This is a genomic window from Pseudomonas sp. P4_C1, from assembly GCF_056402155.1.
Genome location: NZ_JBFUHY010000007.1, coordinates 1 through 17,272, shown reverse-complemented (window position 1 = coordinate 17,272; position 17,272 = coordinate 1). Strand labels below are relative to the sequence as shown.

The following is a 17,272-nucleotide window of genomic DNA, read 5'->3' as shown; positions in this document are numbered from 1 at the left end:
CTCATCGCGAGCAAGCTCGCTCCCACAGTTTTTTGCCACAGCCTTGCTATTGCGGCTTGCGATAGCCGTTGATAATCGCCGAGAAGTCCTTGCCACCCTCCCCACGCAAACTCATCGCCTGATACAACTGCTGGGCCACCGCGCCGAGTACCACCGGCTGGTGCGCCTGACGCGCCGCTTCTGTGGCCAGCCCCAGATCCTTGAGCATCAGTTCGGCACCGAAACCACCGGTGTAACCGCGCGACGCTGGTGCCGTTTCAACGATGCCCGGCCACGGGTTGTACATCTCCGAACTCCAGCAACGCCCGGTGGAACTGTTGATGATGCCCGCCAGCACCTTGGTGTCGATGCCCAGGGCATCGCCAAGCGCCATGGCTTCGCTGACGCCGACCATGGAAATCCCCAGCAGCAGGTTGTTGCAGATTTTAGCGATTTGCCCGGTGCCGACCTCACCACAATGGACGATGTTGCGGCCCATCTGCGCCAGCACCGGTTGCAGGGTGGCGAACAGTTCAGGCGTGGCGCCGACCATGAAGGTCAGCGTCCCGGCGGCTGCACCACCGGTGCCGCCAGAGACCGGTGCATCGGCCATGGCCACACCCTGTTTGGCAGCGGCGGCGGCTACGTCCCGCGCGGTCTGCGGATCGATGGTGCTGCAATCCACGGCCGGCACGCCTTTGCCGATACCGGCGAGCACACCATCTTCACCCAGCCACACACTGCGTACATGCACCGCGGCAGGCAGCATGGTGATGACCAGCTCGGCGCCCTCTGCCGCTTCGCGGGCCGATGCACTGATGCTACCGCCCAGTTGTTCCAGCTCCGCCAGCACGGCTTTGTTCAGGTCCACCAGGCGCAGTGCATGGCCGGCCTTGATCAGGTTGCGCGCCATTGGCGCGCCCATGTTGCCCAGACCGATAAAAGCGATTTTCATGTCCGGCTCCTTATCGCAGGTTGATGGTGGTGTTCACACCGTCGTTGACGCTGTCGTCATCGAACCAACGACTGGTGACGGTCTTGGTCTGAGTGTAGAACTGCACCACTTGCTTGCCGTACGGGCCGAGGTCGCCGAGCTTGGAACCGCGCGAACCGGTGAAGCTGAAGAACGGCACCGGCACCGGAATCGGGATGTTGATGCCGACCTGGCCGACGTCGATTTCGTTCTGGAATTTACGTGCCGCCGCGCCGCTCTGGGTGAACAGGCCCGTGCCGTTGCCGAACGGGTTGGCGTTGACCAGGGCGATGGCCTCGTCGAGCGTATTAACCTCCAGTACCACCAGCACCGGGCCGAAGATTTCCTGGGTGTAGATCTGCATGTCGGTGGTCACGCCGGAGAACAGGGTCGGGCCGACAAAGTTGCCCTTCTCGTAACCGGGAACCGTGATCTCGCGACCGTCCAGCTCCAGTTTCGCGCCTTCCTTGATGCCGCTTTCGATCAGGTCGAGAATCCGCGCCTTGGCCTTTTTCGAAATCACCGGGCCGACATCAGTGCCTGGCTCGCTGCCGGCATTGACCTTGAGCTTTTGCGCCAGCGCCTTCAGATCCGGCAACCACTGCTTGGCCGCGCCCACCAGCACCACCACCGAGGTGGCCATGCAGCGTTGACCGGCAGCGCCGAAGCCGGCACCCACCAGCGCATTCAGCGCTTGTTCGCGATTGGCGTCCGGCAGCACCACGGCGTGGTTCTTGGCGCCCATCATCGATTGCACGCGCTTGCCGTGTTTACCGGCCAGGTCGTAGACGTGAGTACCGACGGCGGTCGAACCGACGAAGGAAACCGCTTTGATGTCTTTATGGGTGCAGAGCCCGTCCACCACGTCCTTGCCACCGTGCACGACGTTGAGCACGCCGGCCGGAATGCCCGCTTCAATCGCCAGTTCCACCAGGAGCATGGTCGACATCGGGTCCTGTTCGGACGGCTTGAGCACGAAGGTGTTGCCGCAGGCGATGGCCATCGGGAACATCCACAGCGGGATCATCGCCGGGAAGTTGAACGGGGTAATGCCTGCGCACACGCCGATTGGCTGGCGCAGGGTGTAGGTGTCGACGCCACCGGCGACGTTTTCAGCGAACTCGCCCATTTGCAGGCTGCCGATGGAGCAGGCGTGCTCGACCACTTCCAGGCCACGGAAAATATCGCCTTCAGCGTCGGCAATGGTCTTGCCCTGCTCGGCGCTAAGGACCGCGGCGATACGCTTGGAGTGTTCGCGAATCAGCGCCTGGAGCTTGAGCATGATGCGCATGCGCGCACCGATCGGGGTCAGCTTCCAGGTCTGGAAGGCACGATGGGCTGCGCTGATGGCCGCGTCGACTTCTTCGGCGGTGGCAAACGGCACTTTGGCCAGCACTTGCTGGGTCGCCGGGTTGACGATGTCGTGCCATTCGGTGGACTTGGATTCGACCCACTGGCCGTCGATCAACAGCTTGACCTTCTGCACGGTGGTTTCGTTGGGCGTGAGCGATGCGTTCATGTGGGTCTCCAGATCTTTGCTTTTTTTATTGAGAGCTATCTTGGGAGCCGGGGCGAGATAGTCGCCCTGAGATGAGCCATGTGTCGCGAATTGGTTGTCGGACTGTTTTTGGAGTATAGATGTGCAAACTTCTAATAAGAACGCACATAAAAACCGGTCCAACATGCAAAAAAACATCACCTCCCTCGGCTCGTTGAACTGGGATGACCTCAAATTTTTCCTTGAAGTCGCCCGCACACGCAAAGCCAGCACCGCGGCCAAGCGCCTGGCGGTGGACTACACCACAGTGTCGCGACGCATCAGTTCCCTGGAAACGGCGCTGGGCACATTGCTGTTCGAAAAATCCCRGACCAACGGCTTTGTCCTGACCGCCGAAGGCCAGCGGTTGATGGGGTATGCCGAGTCGATCGAAAGTACCCTGCACATGGCGTGCGAACAGGTTTCCGGGTCCGGCGTGGCACTGTCCGGTCATGTGCGCATGGGCTGCACCGAAGGCTTCGGCAGCTTTTTCATCACGCCGCAGCTGAGCCACTTCGTCGACACCTACCCGGCGATCTCGGTGGATATCCTGCCGCTGCCGCACTTCATCAGCCTGTCCAAGCGCGAGGCCGACATCGTCATTGCCCTGGAGCGTCCGGAGCATGGCCCGTATGTCTGCTGCAAACTGTGCGACTACCGGCTGCAGCTGTACGCGACCCAGGATTATCTGGACAACCACCCGCCGATCCGCCGCCCGGCAGACTTGGCGAAACATTCATTTATCAGTTACGTCGACGACCTGGCGTTCAGCTCGGAGCTGTTGTACCTGGCCAACGTATTGCCCGGCGCCAGCGCCAATCTGCGCAGCACCAGCGTGATCGCGCAGTTCGTGGCGGCGCAGCAAGGACGCTCACTGGCGATCCTGCCGTGCTTCCTCGCCACTCAGGACCCGCGCCTGCTGCCGGTGTTGCCGCAGGAAATCAATATCACCCGACAATTCTGGATGTACTGCCGCGAAGACCTGCGCAAGCTCAAGCGGATCACCCTGTTGTGGGATTACATCCGCCAGGTGACCGAGCAGAATCAGGGCCTGCTGATGGGAGAAAGCCGGGAGATGCTGTTTGCGGAGGCATGAAACTTCAAGGAATTAGGTAGGGGCATCGTAACGAGGCCAACAGTCCTTTGCCAACGGTTTGTAACAGAGGTTGGTACGCAACTTGTAACACCTCGCCGCCGTGGGTCCACAGAATGTGTGGAGCCTTTTAATCGGCATCGAGGTCGCGTAAAGCCCCCATACAGGCACGCCCCACAGGCCTCAGGCACGAGGGGACAACGGGAGACTTTGGGACCATAGAACCACTGAGGTGGTCATCCAGTTTTTCTACCAGATTCTCAAAGAGGCTCTCAAAGCAGGATCGTGCCGCTAAGCTGAGTGTTCATATCAGTGACTCGGAAGTCATCAATGGAACTCACACTGAACCAGAAGATTGAGCTGAAATACTTTGACTCTTTTCGCCAACATTACGCACTGCCACACGGGACCATTGAACACAGTGACAAACCAGATGTGCTCGTCCTTGGTGAAGACGAGCAAAGAATCCTTGGTATAGAGATCGCTCGCCTCTACAAGACGGACGGCCAACTCGAAGAGAGTGGCCAGCGGCAAATCCCTAAGCGACTCATAGTGGTTGAATTGGCCGAACAGATGTACAGGGCGCGTGGAGGTCGAAAGATTGAGCTAAGTGTAAGTTTCGACCCCAAGCATCCGATTGGGCGAAAGCCGCATATGCAGAAAATTGCGAATGACCTCGCCTCGTTTGCTTTGGAAATTTCATCACAACAAGATGGCCATCAGAGCTATAGCCCGCTCGAAGACACGCCAGAACTGAGCTGGATTTTTCACAATGGAAAGGAGTATCCGAACAGTGCTTGGCTTCCCGTGCAGAGCTACGACGTTCCTGAGTTATTAGTCCCACGAGTAAAAGATCTGGTTGCAAGGAAGATCCGCAAGACTCAGGGGTACGAGGCGTGTGGGGTAATGTGGTTATTGCTCATTGTCGACTTTTGGGAACCATCGCAGGATCAGGAAATTCACTGGCCAGCAGAAGAGAACGTCGGGAAGACCCCGTTCGAGCGGATTCTCATCTATAAGACTTGCTTCAATGAGGTCGTTGAGGTGAGTCAGCGCGGGGCGGACATCTGAAGAGCGTCGTTTAATAATGCGGGGTTTGCCTCGTAGACTGCTATCTCAGCATTCACACTCTTTTCGACCTCTCGGATAAGCTCTTCTATCTGAGGTAGCTTTCTGAGTAGTGCTGCATAGTCGTACCCCTTGAAGGTCATCCCATAGGCCCCGGATGGAACGAAGCTAATCCCCACGGCTCTTGGTTTGTAGTAAGTCAGGTCGGTGTGCGCGAACTGCTGCATTCGAAGCCTTACGAGCTCCTTGTGCAGCGGCATCAGATGCTTAGGGACACGTTTCTTCGTGGTAAGCATATGATTGCGCTGTTTGCCCTGATCTCCTGTGTTCCCAGAGAAAGGCCGCACATATGTGATCGTTAAGTCTCGTAGCAAGGCGTATCGGACGTCAGGTCGCTTGTAGCGCCGAAGGACTTTGATCGAGTGCAGCGCCGTGTCAAGGTCAATCGAGTACATTCGAAGAAAGTAATAAGATTCTTGGATGTCCAATCGCAGTCAATCCCTGCCAGCCTTTCGGCCAGTCTATCAGAGGCCGCATCCGCAAGGACAACGGCAAGGTCACCCTTCACAGCCACCAAGTAGAACGCAGACGACATCCCTAAATTCTTCGACCAAAGGACCACCTTGAGCAGCTCCCAGAGTAACGAGGAGTAAACCAAGAAATCGGTAGCTGACACTAGGAGCTAAGGATTATCGCACTCTCGAAGTGGCGTAAGGTTCAAGCCCCTATCTCTCTGACTTACATAGAAAAGCCCAGTAATTCAGTGAGTTACGTGGCTTTTTGTTTTCAGATTGTACTACTCACTTGTACTACTCAGTTTGTCATCTCCGCATTTGGGCGATGCGCATTTTATCCCTCTCGCTGTCCAGCATTCCTGTGAGGCTAATTGTCATAGAACACTGCGACGCCTGACGAGTTTTGCAGCAGCTCGACCGAGTGTTGGCAATCCGAACGATTGACGTAGCTTTCACTGCTGCGGGCAATGGCTAGTCCGTTTACAGCATAGTAAATCCAGTACCAGTACCCTGAAGCGTCTTTCTTCTGCCAGTAGCAGGGGTAAGTAACCGTGGCCATGAAAACTCCTTTTCACATTTTGGTGGGATACCTGAGCGTAGAAGAGGAAAAGGCTCTGGCCACTATTGCTCGGATGAAATACGATAAATTCAACTGATACTCAATCAGCTTTGTAAGCAGCGCCACTGCCACTATTCCGAGCGTCTACCATCACAACGTCTTCACGCTAGAGTTCTGCTTCGCATCACCCTGCTGCGTTCTTCACCAAAGTCAGCAACTCGCTAGAGAAAGTGAACTACAGTTTGCGTAACCACAAAGTGGCGCTTTTAATTGGAGAGAATCATGCTCGCAAGCATTACCCATGGAGTATCACCATGAGAGCATTCATCGTACTGGTAATGTCGGTGTTAGGCAGCGCGATATCTTCCGCCGCCACATTCGATGGCTATCAATGCCAGGGTGACTGCTCAGGGCATCGGGCTGGGTATGACTGGGCAGAGCAGAACGACATTGATGACGAGGATTCTTGCGATACGTCGTCCCAATCATTCAATGAAGGTTGTCAGTCATTCGTTGAAGGTGGTAGCGGGATTGCCTCATCGGATGATGACGAAGAAGACGAATGAGCGACGCGATGGCAGTAGGCCATGGCGGCCGTTAACATGGCCGCTCATTCAAAAGGATTTCAGCATGAAGACATGGGACGGGGCGGTTGCACTAGTTGCACTAGTTGGGGTGCTGAGTGCGGTGAAGCAATGGCAGACGGAAATGAGTTACTCACGCAATGCCAAGGCGCAGTCAGATACATGGAAACAGGCGAATCAGATAGCCCTATGTCGGCGGGCTACTGCTTCGGGATAATTAACGGCGTGATGAATACCATGGTGACTATGAACGAACTAAACCCTAGCTACTGTGGTGCAAGAATCCTTTGTAGCATAGGGTTTAGGCAGGAGGGGGCTGTGCTGGAAAGACTCTCAGTTCTTTAACGAAACTTGTTTGGCTTCGATTTTTAGATCACTGAGGCGCTTGAGCATAGCAATGATGTTTACTCGAGCGGATCCCTCATTGGCCAAGCGTAGACGCTTGATTGCTATAACCGAATCGCCCATGCCAGCAGTGAAAGGGGTCCGAATAACTTCACGCAAAACAACCTTGTTAGTGCTTGACTCTATCAGGGTATATTCAACTTCGCTGGTCACTTCAAAATCCAGTCCAAATATAGGCTGGTCAATGCGTAGCAGGTTGGCACGCAGAGCGTAAGGGGCCGACTCGTCACCAAGCAAATTAGCATTGGCGAGCGATTGCTTGAGGGCCGCGCCGAAGTCCGGGGCGTCGATTTCCGAAGTCCACAGAGGATTGGTTTTATCTCCACCATTCACCTCAGAAAGCCGGACATTATTTCGCAGCTGAGAGTCATAGGTGTTTGCCTTGGCTTGATCAGCAGTTACTGACATGCCGGAAATTTGAGCGGGCGAGGCACAGCCAGTGCAAAGAGCAATTAGGGCTGAAGCTAAAAGCAAGCGAAGGTACGTCATTCGACAAGTCCTTTTGATTGTAAAAGTACCGCAGGGATCGCAGATAGTAGCACTATGCCACTCCTTCGGCTAGTTATCGCGACATCTGATACGGTGTATCGAAATTTTCTGGCTTAGTCCTTCGGGGCGCGATTTTCAATTCAGTCCATACCCAATTTTTCAAAATCGACACTTGCCCAAAGCAAATTTCAGTCCGTGAATCTGTAGCCGAATATCGGTGGGGCAGTTCTGGAAGCTCGGCCATCTCTGCCCAGTGTAGCGGCCTCCCTAACCCTTAGAGGCTTACAGAAGCTGGGTAGGCTAGGAATCGGCGAATATCGGGTGACATAGGCCACCCATATAACGTTGCAGTAACCGAGCAGAATCACGGCCTGCTGATGGGCGAAAACCGGGAGATGCTGTTTGCCGATTACTGACCTTTCAGCCTGTCGGCTCGCGGCCTTCCTTTAGCTCCAGCATCAGCCCGCTCAAGCGTTTGACCCGGCGTTTCACCGCCTCTTCAAACACGCCTGCACGCGACTCGATCAAGGTGAACCAGTCCTTGGCCCGGGTAATTCCGGTGTAGATCAGTTCCTTGGTGAGTACCGGATTCAAGGCATCCGGAAGAATCAACGCGGTATGCGCGAACTCCGAGCCCTGGGATTTATGCACGGTCATGGCGTACACGGTTTCGACATCGTTCAGGCGACTGGGCAGGACAAACCGCACGCCTCCCTGGCCATCATTGCGTGGGAATGCCACACGCAGAACCTGTTTTCCAGTCCCGTGGCCTTCCTGTTCCGGGAGCCTGAGGGCAATGCCGATATCGCCGTTCATCAAACCCAGCCCGTAATCGTTGCGGGTCATCAGTACAGGGCGACCCTCGTACCACTGCTGGTCGCTGTCGATCAGACGGGCCCTCAGCAACGCGTCCGTCACTCGCTGGTTCAAGCCTTCAACACCCCACGGCCCCTTGCGCACGGCGCATAACAACTGGAACGCGTCGAAAGCCTGCAGCACTTGTCGAGCCCAATCAATCCAGCACGAATCTTCCAGCGGGCTGTCCAGTGGCGGGCGCTGATTGCGCAGCACGCCCAGGTAATGTCGATAACCCTGCGGCCCCTCGCCATGGCCGTCGAGAAGCAAGCGTTCCAGGGCCCGATCCTGCTCCCCCTTGAGGGCCAGGCAATACACATCGTCATGGCTTCGCGCCGACAACAACTTGCGGGCTTCTTCGGGATGTTGCTGGTTGACCCAACGAGCCAGTTGGCCAATGCCGCTACCTTCACCGAATCGCCGGGAATGGCGCAACATCACGACCTGTTGAGCCAATGGATGAGTGCCCTGGGCGTCCTCCTGCAAGCCGCTGGCCTGCAGGTTTTCGCCACTGACGGCTTCCAGCCACTGGCGTGTCTGCGGGCTGTACCAGCCGGCCTCCGCATCGCGGCACAAATCCCCCAGTACCGCACCGGCTTCTACCGACGCCAATTGATCCTTGTCACCCAACAGCACGAGGCGCGCATGGGGCGGCAAGGCGTCGAGCAGGTTGGCCATCATTTCCAGGTCGATCATCGAGGCCTCGTCCACCACCAACACATCCAGCGGCAGGCGATTGCCAGCGTGATGGCGGAAATGACGAGTCCCGGGCCGGCTGCCGAGCAGGCGGTGAACGGTGGTGACGTCGGAGGGGATCTTTTCCCGTATTTCTTCAGTGACCTTCAAGGTCCGGACTTGTTGGCTGATGGATTCGGTCAAACGCGCCGCGGCCTTGCCGGTAGGCGCGGCGAGACGAATGCGCAGGGGCATGCCGGCCTCGACCGCCGGCGCCTGGAGCAACGCCAGCAAGCGCACGACAGTGGTGGTCTTGCCGGTTCCCGGTCCTCCCGTGACGATGCTGAAGGCGCTGCGGGTCGCCAGGGCACAGGCGAGCTTCTGCCAGTCGATCACTTCACCGGAACGGGCAGGACCAAACAGACCGGTGAGGCGCTGGAGCAAGTCATTCGGCGTGGATTCGTGTTGCGTCAAACGCTTGCGCAACGAGAGGTCGATCCGCCGCTCGTAGGCCCAATAACGGCGCAGGTACAAGCGTTTGCCCGATAAAACCAAAGGCCGGTCGCGCACGTTGTCACGACTGTCAGCGGCCAGTGCGACCAGGTCGCTTGCGGCCAGTACCTTGCACCAATGGGCCCCGTCCAATGATCCCAGCAATTGCGAGGGCAACAGCATCGCACCGCCTTGCACGTCACCTTCGGGTGGTAATGACAGGGCGAAGTCCGGTTCTTTCAGCGTCTCGAACAGGTCGAGGCAGACATGCCCATGGCCCAACTGGTGGCTGGTCAGCGCGGCTGCCAGCAACACCAGTGGATCATCCTCCGGTGCCAGCTCATGCAGAAACGCCACAAAGGCTTTGTCCAGCGCGCGCAACCAGCCACGCTCGACCCAACGCGTGAGCAACAACAGCAAGTCGTCGGCACGACTCAGCGGCGCCAGATCGGCCAGGCTTTCGGCTGCCAGCGATGTGGGCAACAAATCGGCGAATGTACGATTCATAACAGTACTCCCTGTTCCCAGGCGGGCTCGGCCTTGGGTTCCGGCTTGCCCTGGAACAGCCTGTCCAGACGCTCGATCAGTTCTCTTGGCGGCCGGGCGAAAAACACACCCTGGCTGGCCGCACGCGTACCGCGCAAAAACAGGTACAACGCACCGCCGACATGCCGATCGTAGTCGTAATCGGCGAGCCGCGCCTTGAGCTGGCGGTGCAGGGCCAACAGGTACAACACGTATTGCAGGTCATAGCGGTTGTCGAGAATCGATTGTTCCATGGCCTGCGCGGTGTAGGCCGCATCATCGACGCCGAGCCAGTTGGATTTGTAGTCGGCCACGTAATAGCGGCCGTCATGTTCGAACGCAAGGTCGATGAAGCCCTTGAACATGCCGTTGAGCAACACCGGTTCCGCGGCCACCCGGGCCACGCCGTTATGGGTGTATTGGCACACCAGCGCATCGAGCTTGAGCACATCGACCTTATGGCTGGCGAACCAGAACTCCATCTCGACCTGATACTGCGTCAACTGGGCGAATATCACCGGGGTCTGATCGTTGCCCAGTTGCAACGGCGACTTGAGCAGATGCTGCAGCCAGTCACTCAAGGTGCTGATCCAGCCCTCCCAGCCTCGACGGTTGCAGCGACGGGCAATGGCGTCGATCACCTCTTGTGGTGCCGCTTCAAAACCCTCGCCCCCCGCCCATTCGAGCAAGCCATGGAGGAAGGTGCCGGGGTTCGGGCCGCGCGGGAAGCGATGGATATCGCCGCCACCGGCCGCCACTTCCCTGGGGGCCTGTGGGTCGAGGCGTTCGTCATCGAACAGTTTTTGCGCCTGTGGGCTCTCCGGCGCCTCGTCGGTGCCGACGCTCAGGGTGTCGCCAATGCGCAACGCGCTGTAGGAGGCGATCCACCAGTTTTCACTGGCCTTGCGTTTCGGAACCAGTGGAACGAGCAGCGCCGCGTCATTTTGCGGTGGCCGGTAATGCTCTGCAGTCGCTTCAGGCATCTCGGCATACGCCAACGCCGGGCAGTCCTGCTGCAGATCCCGCAGCCAAAGCTGCAACGCCTTGGACTCGGCCAATGGCGCACCGCCGCCCAGCAGATAACCCAATGCCGACAGATGCAGCACCGAGCCATTGTTGTTGCCGCGCTTGAGGTCGGCCACCCCCAGCCAGCAAGCGTGTTGCGCCCGGGTCAGGGCGACATAGAGCAAGCGCAGATCCTCGGCCAGACGCTCATCGTCAGCCAGGGCAATCAACTCTGTCGTCGGCTTCAACGTGACCTGGGCATTGCCTGATTCATCGTGGTAGTGCAACGGCAGGCGGCTGCCATCCACCGGTTTCGCCGAGCAAATGAACGGCAGGAACACCAAGGGATATTCAAGGCCTTTGGACTTGTGAATGGTCACGACCTTGACCAACTGCTCATCACTTTCCAGACGCAGGATCTGCTCTTCGCCAGCTTGCCCGGACAACGCCAGATGCTCGGACAAATGCCGAATCAGGGCTTGCTCRCCATCGAGTTCGGCGGCGGCTTGTTGCAGCAGTTCGAAAAGGTGCAGAAGGTTGGTCAAGACGCGCTCGCCGTCACTGCGGGCGATCAACGCCTGGGGCAGACGGAAGTCGTGCAGCAAGCGTCGCAGCGTCGGCAGTACGCCCTGCTTGCGCCAGACTTCGCGATAACCACGGAACTGCATGACCCGGGCTTCCCAGGCCAACTCGTCCTGATTCAGCCGCTCCAGCTCCGTCAGCGACAGGTTCAACGTGATGCTGGCCAACGCGGCCCGCAGCGGGCGCTCGACATCCGGCTCAGCGCAGGCCTTGAGCCAGGTCAGCACGTCATGCGCCTCCTGGGCGGCGAACACCGAGTCCTTGTCCGACAGGTAAACACTGCGCACGCCACGAGCGGCCAATTGCGCACGAACCGCCTGCGCCTCCTTGCCATCGCGGACCAGGATGGCGATGTCCGCCGGCAGCAGGCCCCTGAAGGCCTTACCGTCCTGGGTGAACCCCGCTTGCCCCTGCTGCCCGCCGTTGAGCAATGCCGTGATTTCACTGGCGCAGGCCGCCGCCAGTTGTTGCCGGTACACCGCACCGGACAATGGTTGTTCGGCCGGCAAGTGCCAGATGTTCAAGGCCGGGATTGCCTGGTCATTGATGCGCAAGACTTCTTCGCGGCCCTGGGAGGCAACCGGCGTGAACGGAACCGGGTTGTCGCCATTCTTCTCACGGAAGAGGAAAGCGCCGCGTCCTGACTCCCGGGCTTCGGCGCGCTCGAATACATGGTTCACCGCGTTGACCATGCCATGGCTTGAGCGGAAGTTGGTGCCCAGGGTGTGCAGGCGGCCAGTGGTGGCCTGGCGGGCGCGCAGGTAGGTATGGATGTCGGCACCGCGAAAAGCGTAGATCGCCTGTTTCGGATCGCCGATCAGGAACAGACCGCACTCGGGGCTGTTCTCTTCAATGCGGTAGATGCTCTCGAAGATCCGGTATTGCACCGGGTCGGTGTCCTGGAACTCATCGATCAGGGCGACCGGAAACTGTTCACGAATCAGGGTTGCCAGTCGCTCGCCGCCATCGGACTGCAAGGCCGCATCAAGGCGCAGCAACATGTCGTCGAAACCCATTTCTGCACGGCGGCGCTTCTCTTCCTCGAATCGTGCCCCGACCCAGCGGGCCGCATGTTGCAGCACGGCGGCATCGGGTGTTGGCAACCCATCGAGACAGGCCTTGAGGCCAGCCATCGCATCGAGTCCCGGATGTCGAGGCGCTTCGCCCTTCCACGCTTCGGCCATGCCATCAGGGGTCAGGCGCGTGAAGCCAGTACCGATATCCAGTTGCTCAAGGGATTCGTCTTCGGCCCAGGCCTTGATCTTTTCGAACCAGGGCTCGAAGTAGCGTGCCTGCATCTTGCGACCGTCGACACTCTTGCTGGCAACGCCCTGGTGGCAGATGGAAAGCAACTCGTCAGCCCAACGGAGCCAGGGCTGCTTGAGTTCGATCAGGGCAACCCGTCGCTCTTGCAGGCATTGCGAAATCACTTGCGCGGGTTCTTTCCCTTCAAGCGTATCCCGCTCGCTGGCGAACAGTGCACGAATCCGCGGCAACAACGCCGCCGGTCCACCCCAATTGCTGCGCACCCAATTCAAGGCGTCACCTTGCATCGGGTAACAGAACAGCCGCCAGTAATCGCGCAGAACTTCCCCCAGCAAGTCGCTGTGGTCGGTTTCCAGGGTCTGGGTGAACAGGCTGCCGCTGTCGAATGCGTGTTCGCGCAACATGCGCTGGCACCAACTGTGGATGGTCGACACCGCCGCCTCGTCCATCCACTGAGCGGCGATATCCAGGCGGTTTGCGCACCCGGGCCATTGCTCGGGCGAGTACTGATCGCGCAACTCGGCAATCAGGCTGTCGGGGGCCGGTGTTTCATCGCGAAAATAGCGTGCGGCCTCGGCGAGCCGCGTGCGAATGCGTTCGCGCAGCTCTTTGGTAGCGGCGTCGGTGAAGGTCACGACGAGGATTTGCGGTGGCAACAACTCTCGCCCGAACCCCGAGCCCTCGTCACCATGGCCAAGGACCAGGCGCAGATACAGTGCGGAAATAGTGAACGTCTTACCGGTCCCGGCGCTGGCTTCGATCAATTGACTGCCACGCAGCGGGAATGCCAGGGCCAGAGGTGTCTTCGTGCTCATCAGCGCGACTCCTCGCTGGACAGTGAACGCCAGGGTGCTTCAAGAAGCGGGCGATAAAGCGCGTCACACCACTGGGGGAACGTCTCATCGGCGACCAAGGCATCGTAATCGGTGAATTGTCGGGCGAGTGCCGGGCTTTCGCGACGCTCCCCGTCCGTCGTCTGCCCATCACCTTCATAGGCCTTGCGCGCAGCGGAATCGGCCTTGATCGGGTCGGTTTGCCCCAGCCACGCAAAGGCTGTTTTGACCGCGATCGGCAGAGGCTGGCGCATACCCGACTGCCAGGCCATCAACAGGTCACCCAGAGTTTTCCGCGCTGTGGACTCATCCATCGGTTCGAGCAACAGACTGTCGTCGCTGGCCACCAGTGCGGTGGTCAGCGCCATGCCACTGGCACAAGCCACCAGATGGGTGAGCCACGGGCGTGTCAGTCGATGCCATTTGCGTGACTTGATCGAGCCAATACTGTTGGGGATTGTAGTGATAGACAGCAATCCGCCATCGGCGCGCTGATGCAGGCCGCTGAGCCAGCCCTCGATGTGCAGGCCTTGCAGTTCAAGATCGACGGGCAACGCACTGCTGAGCGGTGTTGGCCACAACGCCAGGAGCTGTTGGTGGCGTTGCAGCAAGTCAGGCAATGGCTCGATCAACTCGCGTTGCAGGCACTCACCGAATCCGGCCATGGGCAGCAGCCCGCTGTTTTGCAGACGTTTCGCCTGATCTTCCAGTGCCTGTCCGGTATTTCCAGGATCTGCCAGCGCCGCTTCGAGCAAACGGTCGCTGAGGCTGTAACGCTGCAACGCATCCAGGACAAAGGGTTCTTCATCGGCCAACGGCACTTCGGCCGCCTCGAAGAAGACCTTCAGTCGCTGGCTGAAAAAGTGCCGCACCGGGTTGCGCAGGAAATCCTGCAGTTGACCGAGGCTCAGTGGTTCGTCCTGAACGTGAGGCCCGAGCACTTCGGCGCTTGCCTGTTGCTCTGTCGCCTGATGAAGGACCTGCCATTCGGTGGCGTAGCTGAACGACTCATCCCCTTCGTGAAAGTAGCGGGCACTGAAAGGTTGCAACGGGTGTTCCCGGGTCATGGCCTCCAGCAGGTCATTGTCGCTTTGAGACAATCGCCAACCGCTGGCCAAGTGGTCGCGTAACTGGCCGATCAGCACCGACGCAGGCCTCTCGCTGTTATCGCGGATGCTGCGGCCCACCCAACTGATGTAGAGCTGGTCCCGTGCCGACAACAAGGCTTCCAGTAGCAGGTAGCGGTCATCTTCGCGCCGGGAGCGGTCACCGGGACGGTAATCGCTGCCCATCAGATCGAAATCCAGCGGCGGTTGCGCGCGCGGGTAATCGCCATCATTCATGCCCAACAGGCACACAAGTTTGAACGGGATGGCGCGCATGGGCATCAAGGTGCAGAAGTTGACCGCTCCGGCCAGAAAGCGTTGGGACAAACGGCCCTGATCCAGACCTGCCAGCCAGGCTTCGCGAACTACGGTCAGCGGCAATTCGTCCTGCAACCCGACGGATTCGCAGGTCTCGAGCCAGGTCTCACGCAGCTCTTCGAGCTGAGCCAGCAAGTAGTCATCGTGTTCGTTACTGGCAAGGAAGAACAACTGCACCAACGCCTGCAAGCGCAAGCCCCATTGCCCCGGCGATGCAGGCTGAGAAAGTTCGTGGTGAGCCACTTCCAGCGCATCCAGCAACGCAACCAATGGACCAATGAGCGCGGCGTCCAGACCACCGATTTCGTCGTAGGGTTCGATACCCTCATAAGCATCGGCGCTGCCAACGGCATAACCGAGCAACATCCGTCGCAAGCCGAAACGCCAGCTGTTTTGCTCCAACTCATTCGGTAGCCCGAGCCCGGCACGTTGCTCGGCATTCATGCCCCAGCGAATGCCGGCGCCTTCGATCCAGCGGTGCAGCGTCGGCAGGTCAGGCTCCTCGACACCAAAGCGTGCGCGCAATGCGGGGACGTCCAGCAGATCGAGAATCTCACTGACGGGGAATCGGCTGTCAGGCAGCTTTAGCAGGTGCTCGACAGCAATCAGCAATGGATCGCGACCACGCTGGCCCTGGTCAGCCAGGGTAAATGGAATGAAGCGCGGATCCTGGCGGTCAAGCTGACCAAACACGGCACGAATATGCGGTGCGTAGCTGTCGATGTCCGGCACCATCACGATGATGTCCCGGGGCCGTAATTTCGGGTCGGCGCTGAAGCGCGCGAGCAGTTGATCGTGGAGGATCTCGACTTCTCGCTGGGCGCTATGGGCGATGTGAAAACGGATCGATTCGTCCTGCTCAAGATCGATAGCCGGCCAACGCTCCCGAGTCTCGTTGAGAGGGCGCAGTTCGAGGATGTCATCCTGCAACTGGTTGAGCACGTTCAGCGGCTGACCGTCACTGAACAGGTCGATACGCCCGTCGCGGAATGCCGAACGATAGCTGTTGGGATCGTCATAACTGTCGAGCAGGTTGATATAGTCCCGCCCCTGCTTGCCCCACGCGGCCAGCAGCGGGTGAGCATGCTGATGCAGGGTTTGCGGATCGATCACTACCGGCATGCCGCTCTTGCGGGCCTGACGCTTGTATTGATGCCGCAATAGGTCTTTATCGGCGACGATGTCCGCCCAATGGTGACGACAGGGATTGTGTACGCACAGCAAAACCTGGCTGAATCGTGCCAGTCCCGCCAGTGCTTCCAGGGCTTGAGCAGGCAAGGAAGAAATCCCGAAAACGATCACTCGCGAGGGTAATCCCTTGGGGGCTGTTTCGAGATGGTTGATACGCTCGACAAATCGCTGATGGACGCCGGCACGGCTTTGCGCCATGCCTTCTGCCCCCACATCCAGCAAGAGTGCGCGCCATAACTCTGCCTGCCAGCAATTGGCCGGGGTCAAGGGTTTGGCTTCGCCCCTGGCGTTTCTTGTTTGATGTCGGCCTTCTGCCCAGTCTTCCAGCCAGTCGGCTCGGTACACCTGGTATTGGTCGAACAGATCCGCCAGACGCTCGGCCAATTGATAGCGTTTGCGCAGATCGGTGTCATGGGTCAGGAAACGCTGCAACGGCTCGAAGTGCGGTTGGTTGATCAATTGCGGCAGCAGGCGCATCAGACGCCAGGTCAGCGGGGCTTTATCGAGCAGGGACTTGACCGGAATTTCGTCGCGGCCAAGGACCATGCGATAGAGCTGCCACATGAAACTACCGGGCAACTGCACGTCAATGGCGGCAGCGATGCCGCAGCCTCCCATGTCGTCTTCTTCAGAATCTTCCGCCAGTGCCAGCTTCAGCCATTGGGCAATGCCATTGCTTTGCACCAACGCGATTTCATTCTCCAGGGGAGCCAGCGGGTAGCGCCGCATCCAGCTGACCACCAGGCTGCGCAACTCGTCCAGGCGGTTGCCGTGAACCACCATAAAACCAGCACTGAGGGACGTCGCGTCCGGCATAAAGGCTTCCTTGGAAATGCAAAATCGAGAAACGACTTTAACATCTGTAGGAGCGAGCTCGCTCGCGAAGGTCGTCAACGATGACGCGGGTGGTCTGGGGTAACGCCGTGTCCTGAAGTTCTTCGCGAGCAGGCTCGCTCCTACAGGAAACAAGGCGCAAAAACAAAACCCCAACTGCTTTCGCAATTGGGGTTTCGGAATTTAATCTTGACGATGACCTACTCTCACATGGGGAAACCCCACACTACCATCGGCGATGCATCGTTTCACTGCTGAGTTCGGGATGGGATCAGGTGGTTCCAATGCTCTATGGTCGTCAAGAAATTCGGGTACTGAACCGTTTTTCAACGTTTCAGCAAATTGGGTATGTGACAGCTTTCGGTGTTTTGTGAGCGTCGAACTTTCG

At 58.6% G+C, this 17,272-nt stretch carries 11 protein-coding genes and 1 rRNA gene; 3 read left to right on the top strand and 9 right to left on the bottom strand.

Annotation, left to right across the window (positions count from 1 at the left end; translation table 11 throughout):
* Positions 1-46: 46 nt before the first annotated feature.
* Both mmsB and AC1DU9_RS07035 read right to left on the bottom strand, forming a co-directional pair.
* Positions 47-934: a 3-hydroxyisobutyrate dehydrogenase gene (gene mmsB, locus AC1DU9_RS07040; protein WP_218429167.1), complete on the bottom strand. Its 888-nt coding sequence runs from the start codon at positions 932-934 to the stop codon at positions 47-49.
* A 10-nt stretch (positions 935-944) separates the two neighbouring features.
* Entirely contained in the window at positions 945-2,471 is a 1,527-nt protein-coding gene (locus AC1DU9_RS07035; protein WP_477809943.1) for a CoA-acylating methylmalonate-semialdehyde dehydrogenase, read from the bottom strand.
* Between the two features lie 163 nt (positions 2,472-2,634).
* Here AC1DU9_RS07035 and AC1DU9_RS07030 point away from each other — a divergent pair, with 163 nt between their 5' ends.
* Both AC1DU9_RS07030 and AC1DU9_RS07025 read left to right on the top strand, forming a co-directional pair.
* The gene (locus tag AC1DU9_RS07030; protein WP_477809942.1) at positions 2,635-3,585 is read left to right on the top strand and encodes a LysR family transcriptional regulator; all 951 of its coding nucleotides are present in this window, start codon (positions 2,635-2,637) and stop codon (positions 3,583-3,585) included.
* 327 nt (positions 3,586-3,912) lie between these two features.
* The gene (locus AC1DU9_RS07025; RefSeq protein ID WP_477809941.1) at positions 3,913-4,653 is read left to right on the top strand and encodes a hypothetical protein; all 741 of its coding nucleotides are present in this window, start codon (positions 3,913-3,915) and stop codon (positions 4,651-4,653) included.
* Here AC1DU9_RS07025 and AC1DU9_RS07020 read toward each other — a convergent pair.
* Both AC1DU9_RS07020 and AC1DU9_RS07015 read right to left on the bottom strand, forming a co-directional pair.
* Entirely contained in the window at positions 4,632-4,910 is a 279-nt protein-coding gene (locus tag AC1DU9_RS07020; RefSeq protein ID WP_477809940.1) for a hypothetical protein, read from the bottom strand. The two genes, AC1DU9_RS07025 and AC1DU9_RS07020, sit on opposite strands and share 22 nt — an antisense overlap.
* A 622-nt stretch (positions 4,911-5,532) precedes the next feature.
* Entirely contained in the window at positions 5,533-5,724 is a 192-nt protein-coding gene (locus tag AC1DU9_RS07015) for a DUF1508 domain-containing protein (RefSeq protein ID WP_477809939.1), read from the bottom strand.
* A 314-nt stretch (positions 5,725-6,038) separates the two neighbouring features.
* Between AC1DU9_RS07015 and AC1DU9_RS07010 the strand changes: the two genes are divergently transcribed.
* Entirely contained in the window at positions 6,039-6,290 is a 252-nt protein-coding gene (locus AC1DU9_RS07010) for a hypothetical protein (protein WP_477809938.1), read from the top strand.
* A gap of 351 nt (positions 6,291-6,641) precedes the next feature.
* Here AC1DU9_RS07010 and AC1DU9_RS07005 read toward each other — a convergent pair whose 3' ends face one another.
* From AC1DU9_RS07005 to rrf, 5 genes are all read right to left on the bottom strand, one after another.
* Positions 6,642-7,202, bottom strand: a complete 561-nt coding sequence (locus tag AC1DU9_RS07005) for a hypothetical protein (RefSeq protein ID WP_477809937.1) — start codon at positions 7,200-7,202, stop codon at positions 6,642-6,644.
* Positions 7,203-7,622: 420 nt separating this feature from the next.
* On the bottom strand, positions 7,623-9,731 hold the full coding sequence (gene recD, locus AC1DU9_RS07000) for an exodeoxyribonuclease V subunit alpha (RefSeq protein WP_477809936.1): 2,109 nt from the start codon (positions 9,729-9,731) through the stop codon (positions 7,623-7,625).
* Positions 9,728-13,417, bottom strand: a complete 3,690-nt coding sequence (gene recB / locus AC1DU9_RS06995; protein ID WP_477809935.1) for an exodeoxyribonuclease V subunit beta — start codon at positions 13,415-13,417, stop codon at positions 9,728-9,730. Before recB ends, recD begins: the two co-directional genes overlap by 4 nt.
* Positions 13,417-16,866: an exodeoxyribonuclease V subunit gamma gene (recC, locus tag AC1DU9_RS06990; RefSeq protein ID WP_223463589.1), complete on the bottom strand. Its 3,450-nt coding sequence runs from the start codon at positions 16,864-16,866 to the stop codon at positions 13,417-13,419. The genes recB and recC overlap by 1 nt, the downstream gene beginning before the upstream one ends.
* A 205-nt stretch (positions 16,867-17,071) precedes the next feature.
* A 5S ribosomal RNA gene (rrf, locus tag AC1DU9_RS06985) occupies positions 17,072-17,187 on the bottom strand.
* Positions 17,188-17,272: the final 85 nt, after the last annotated feature.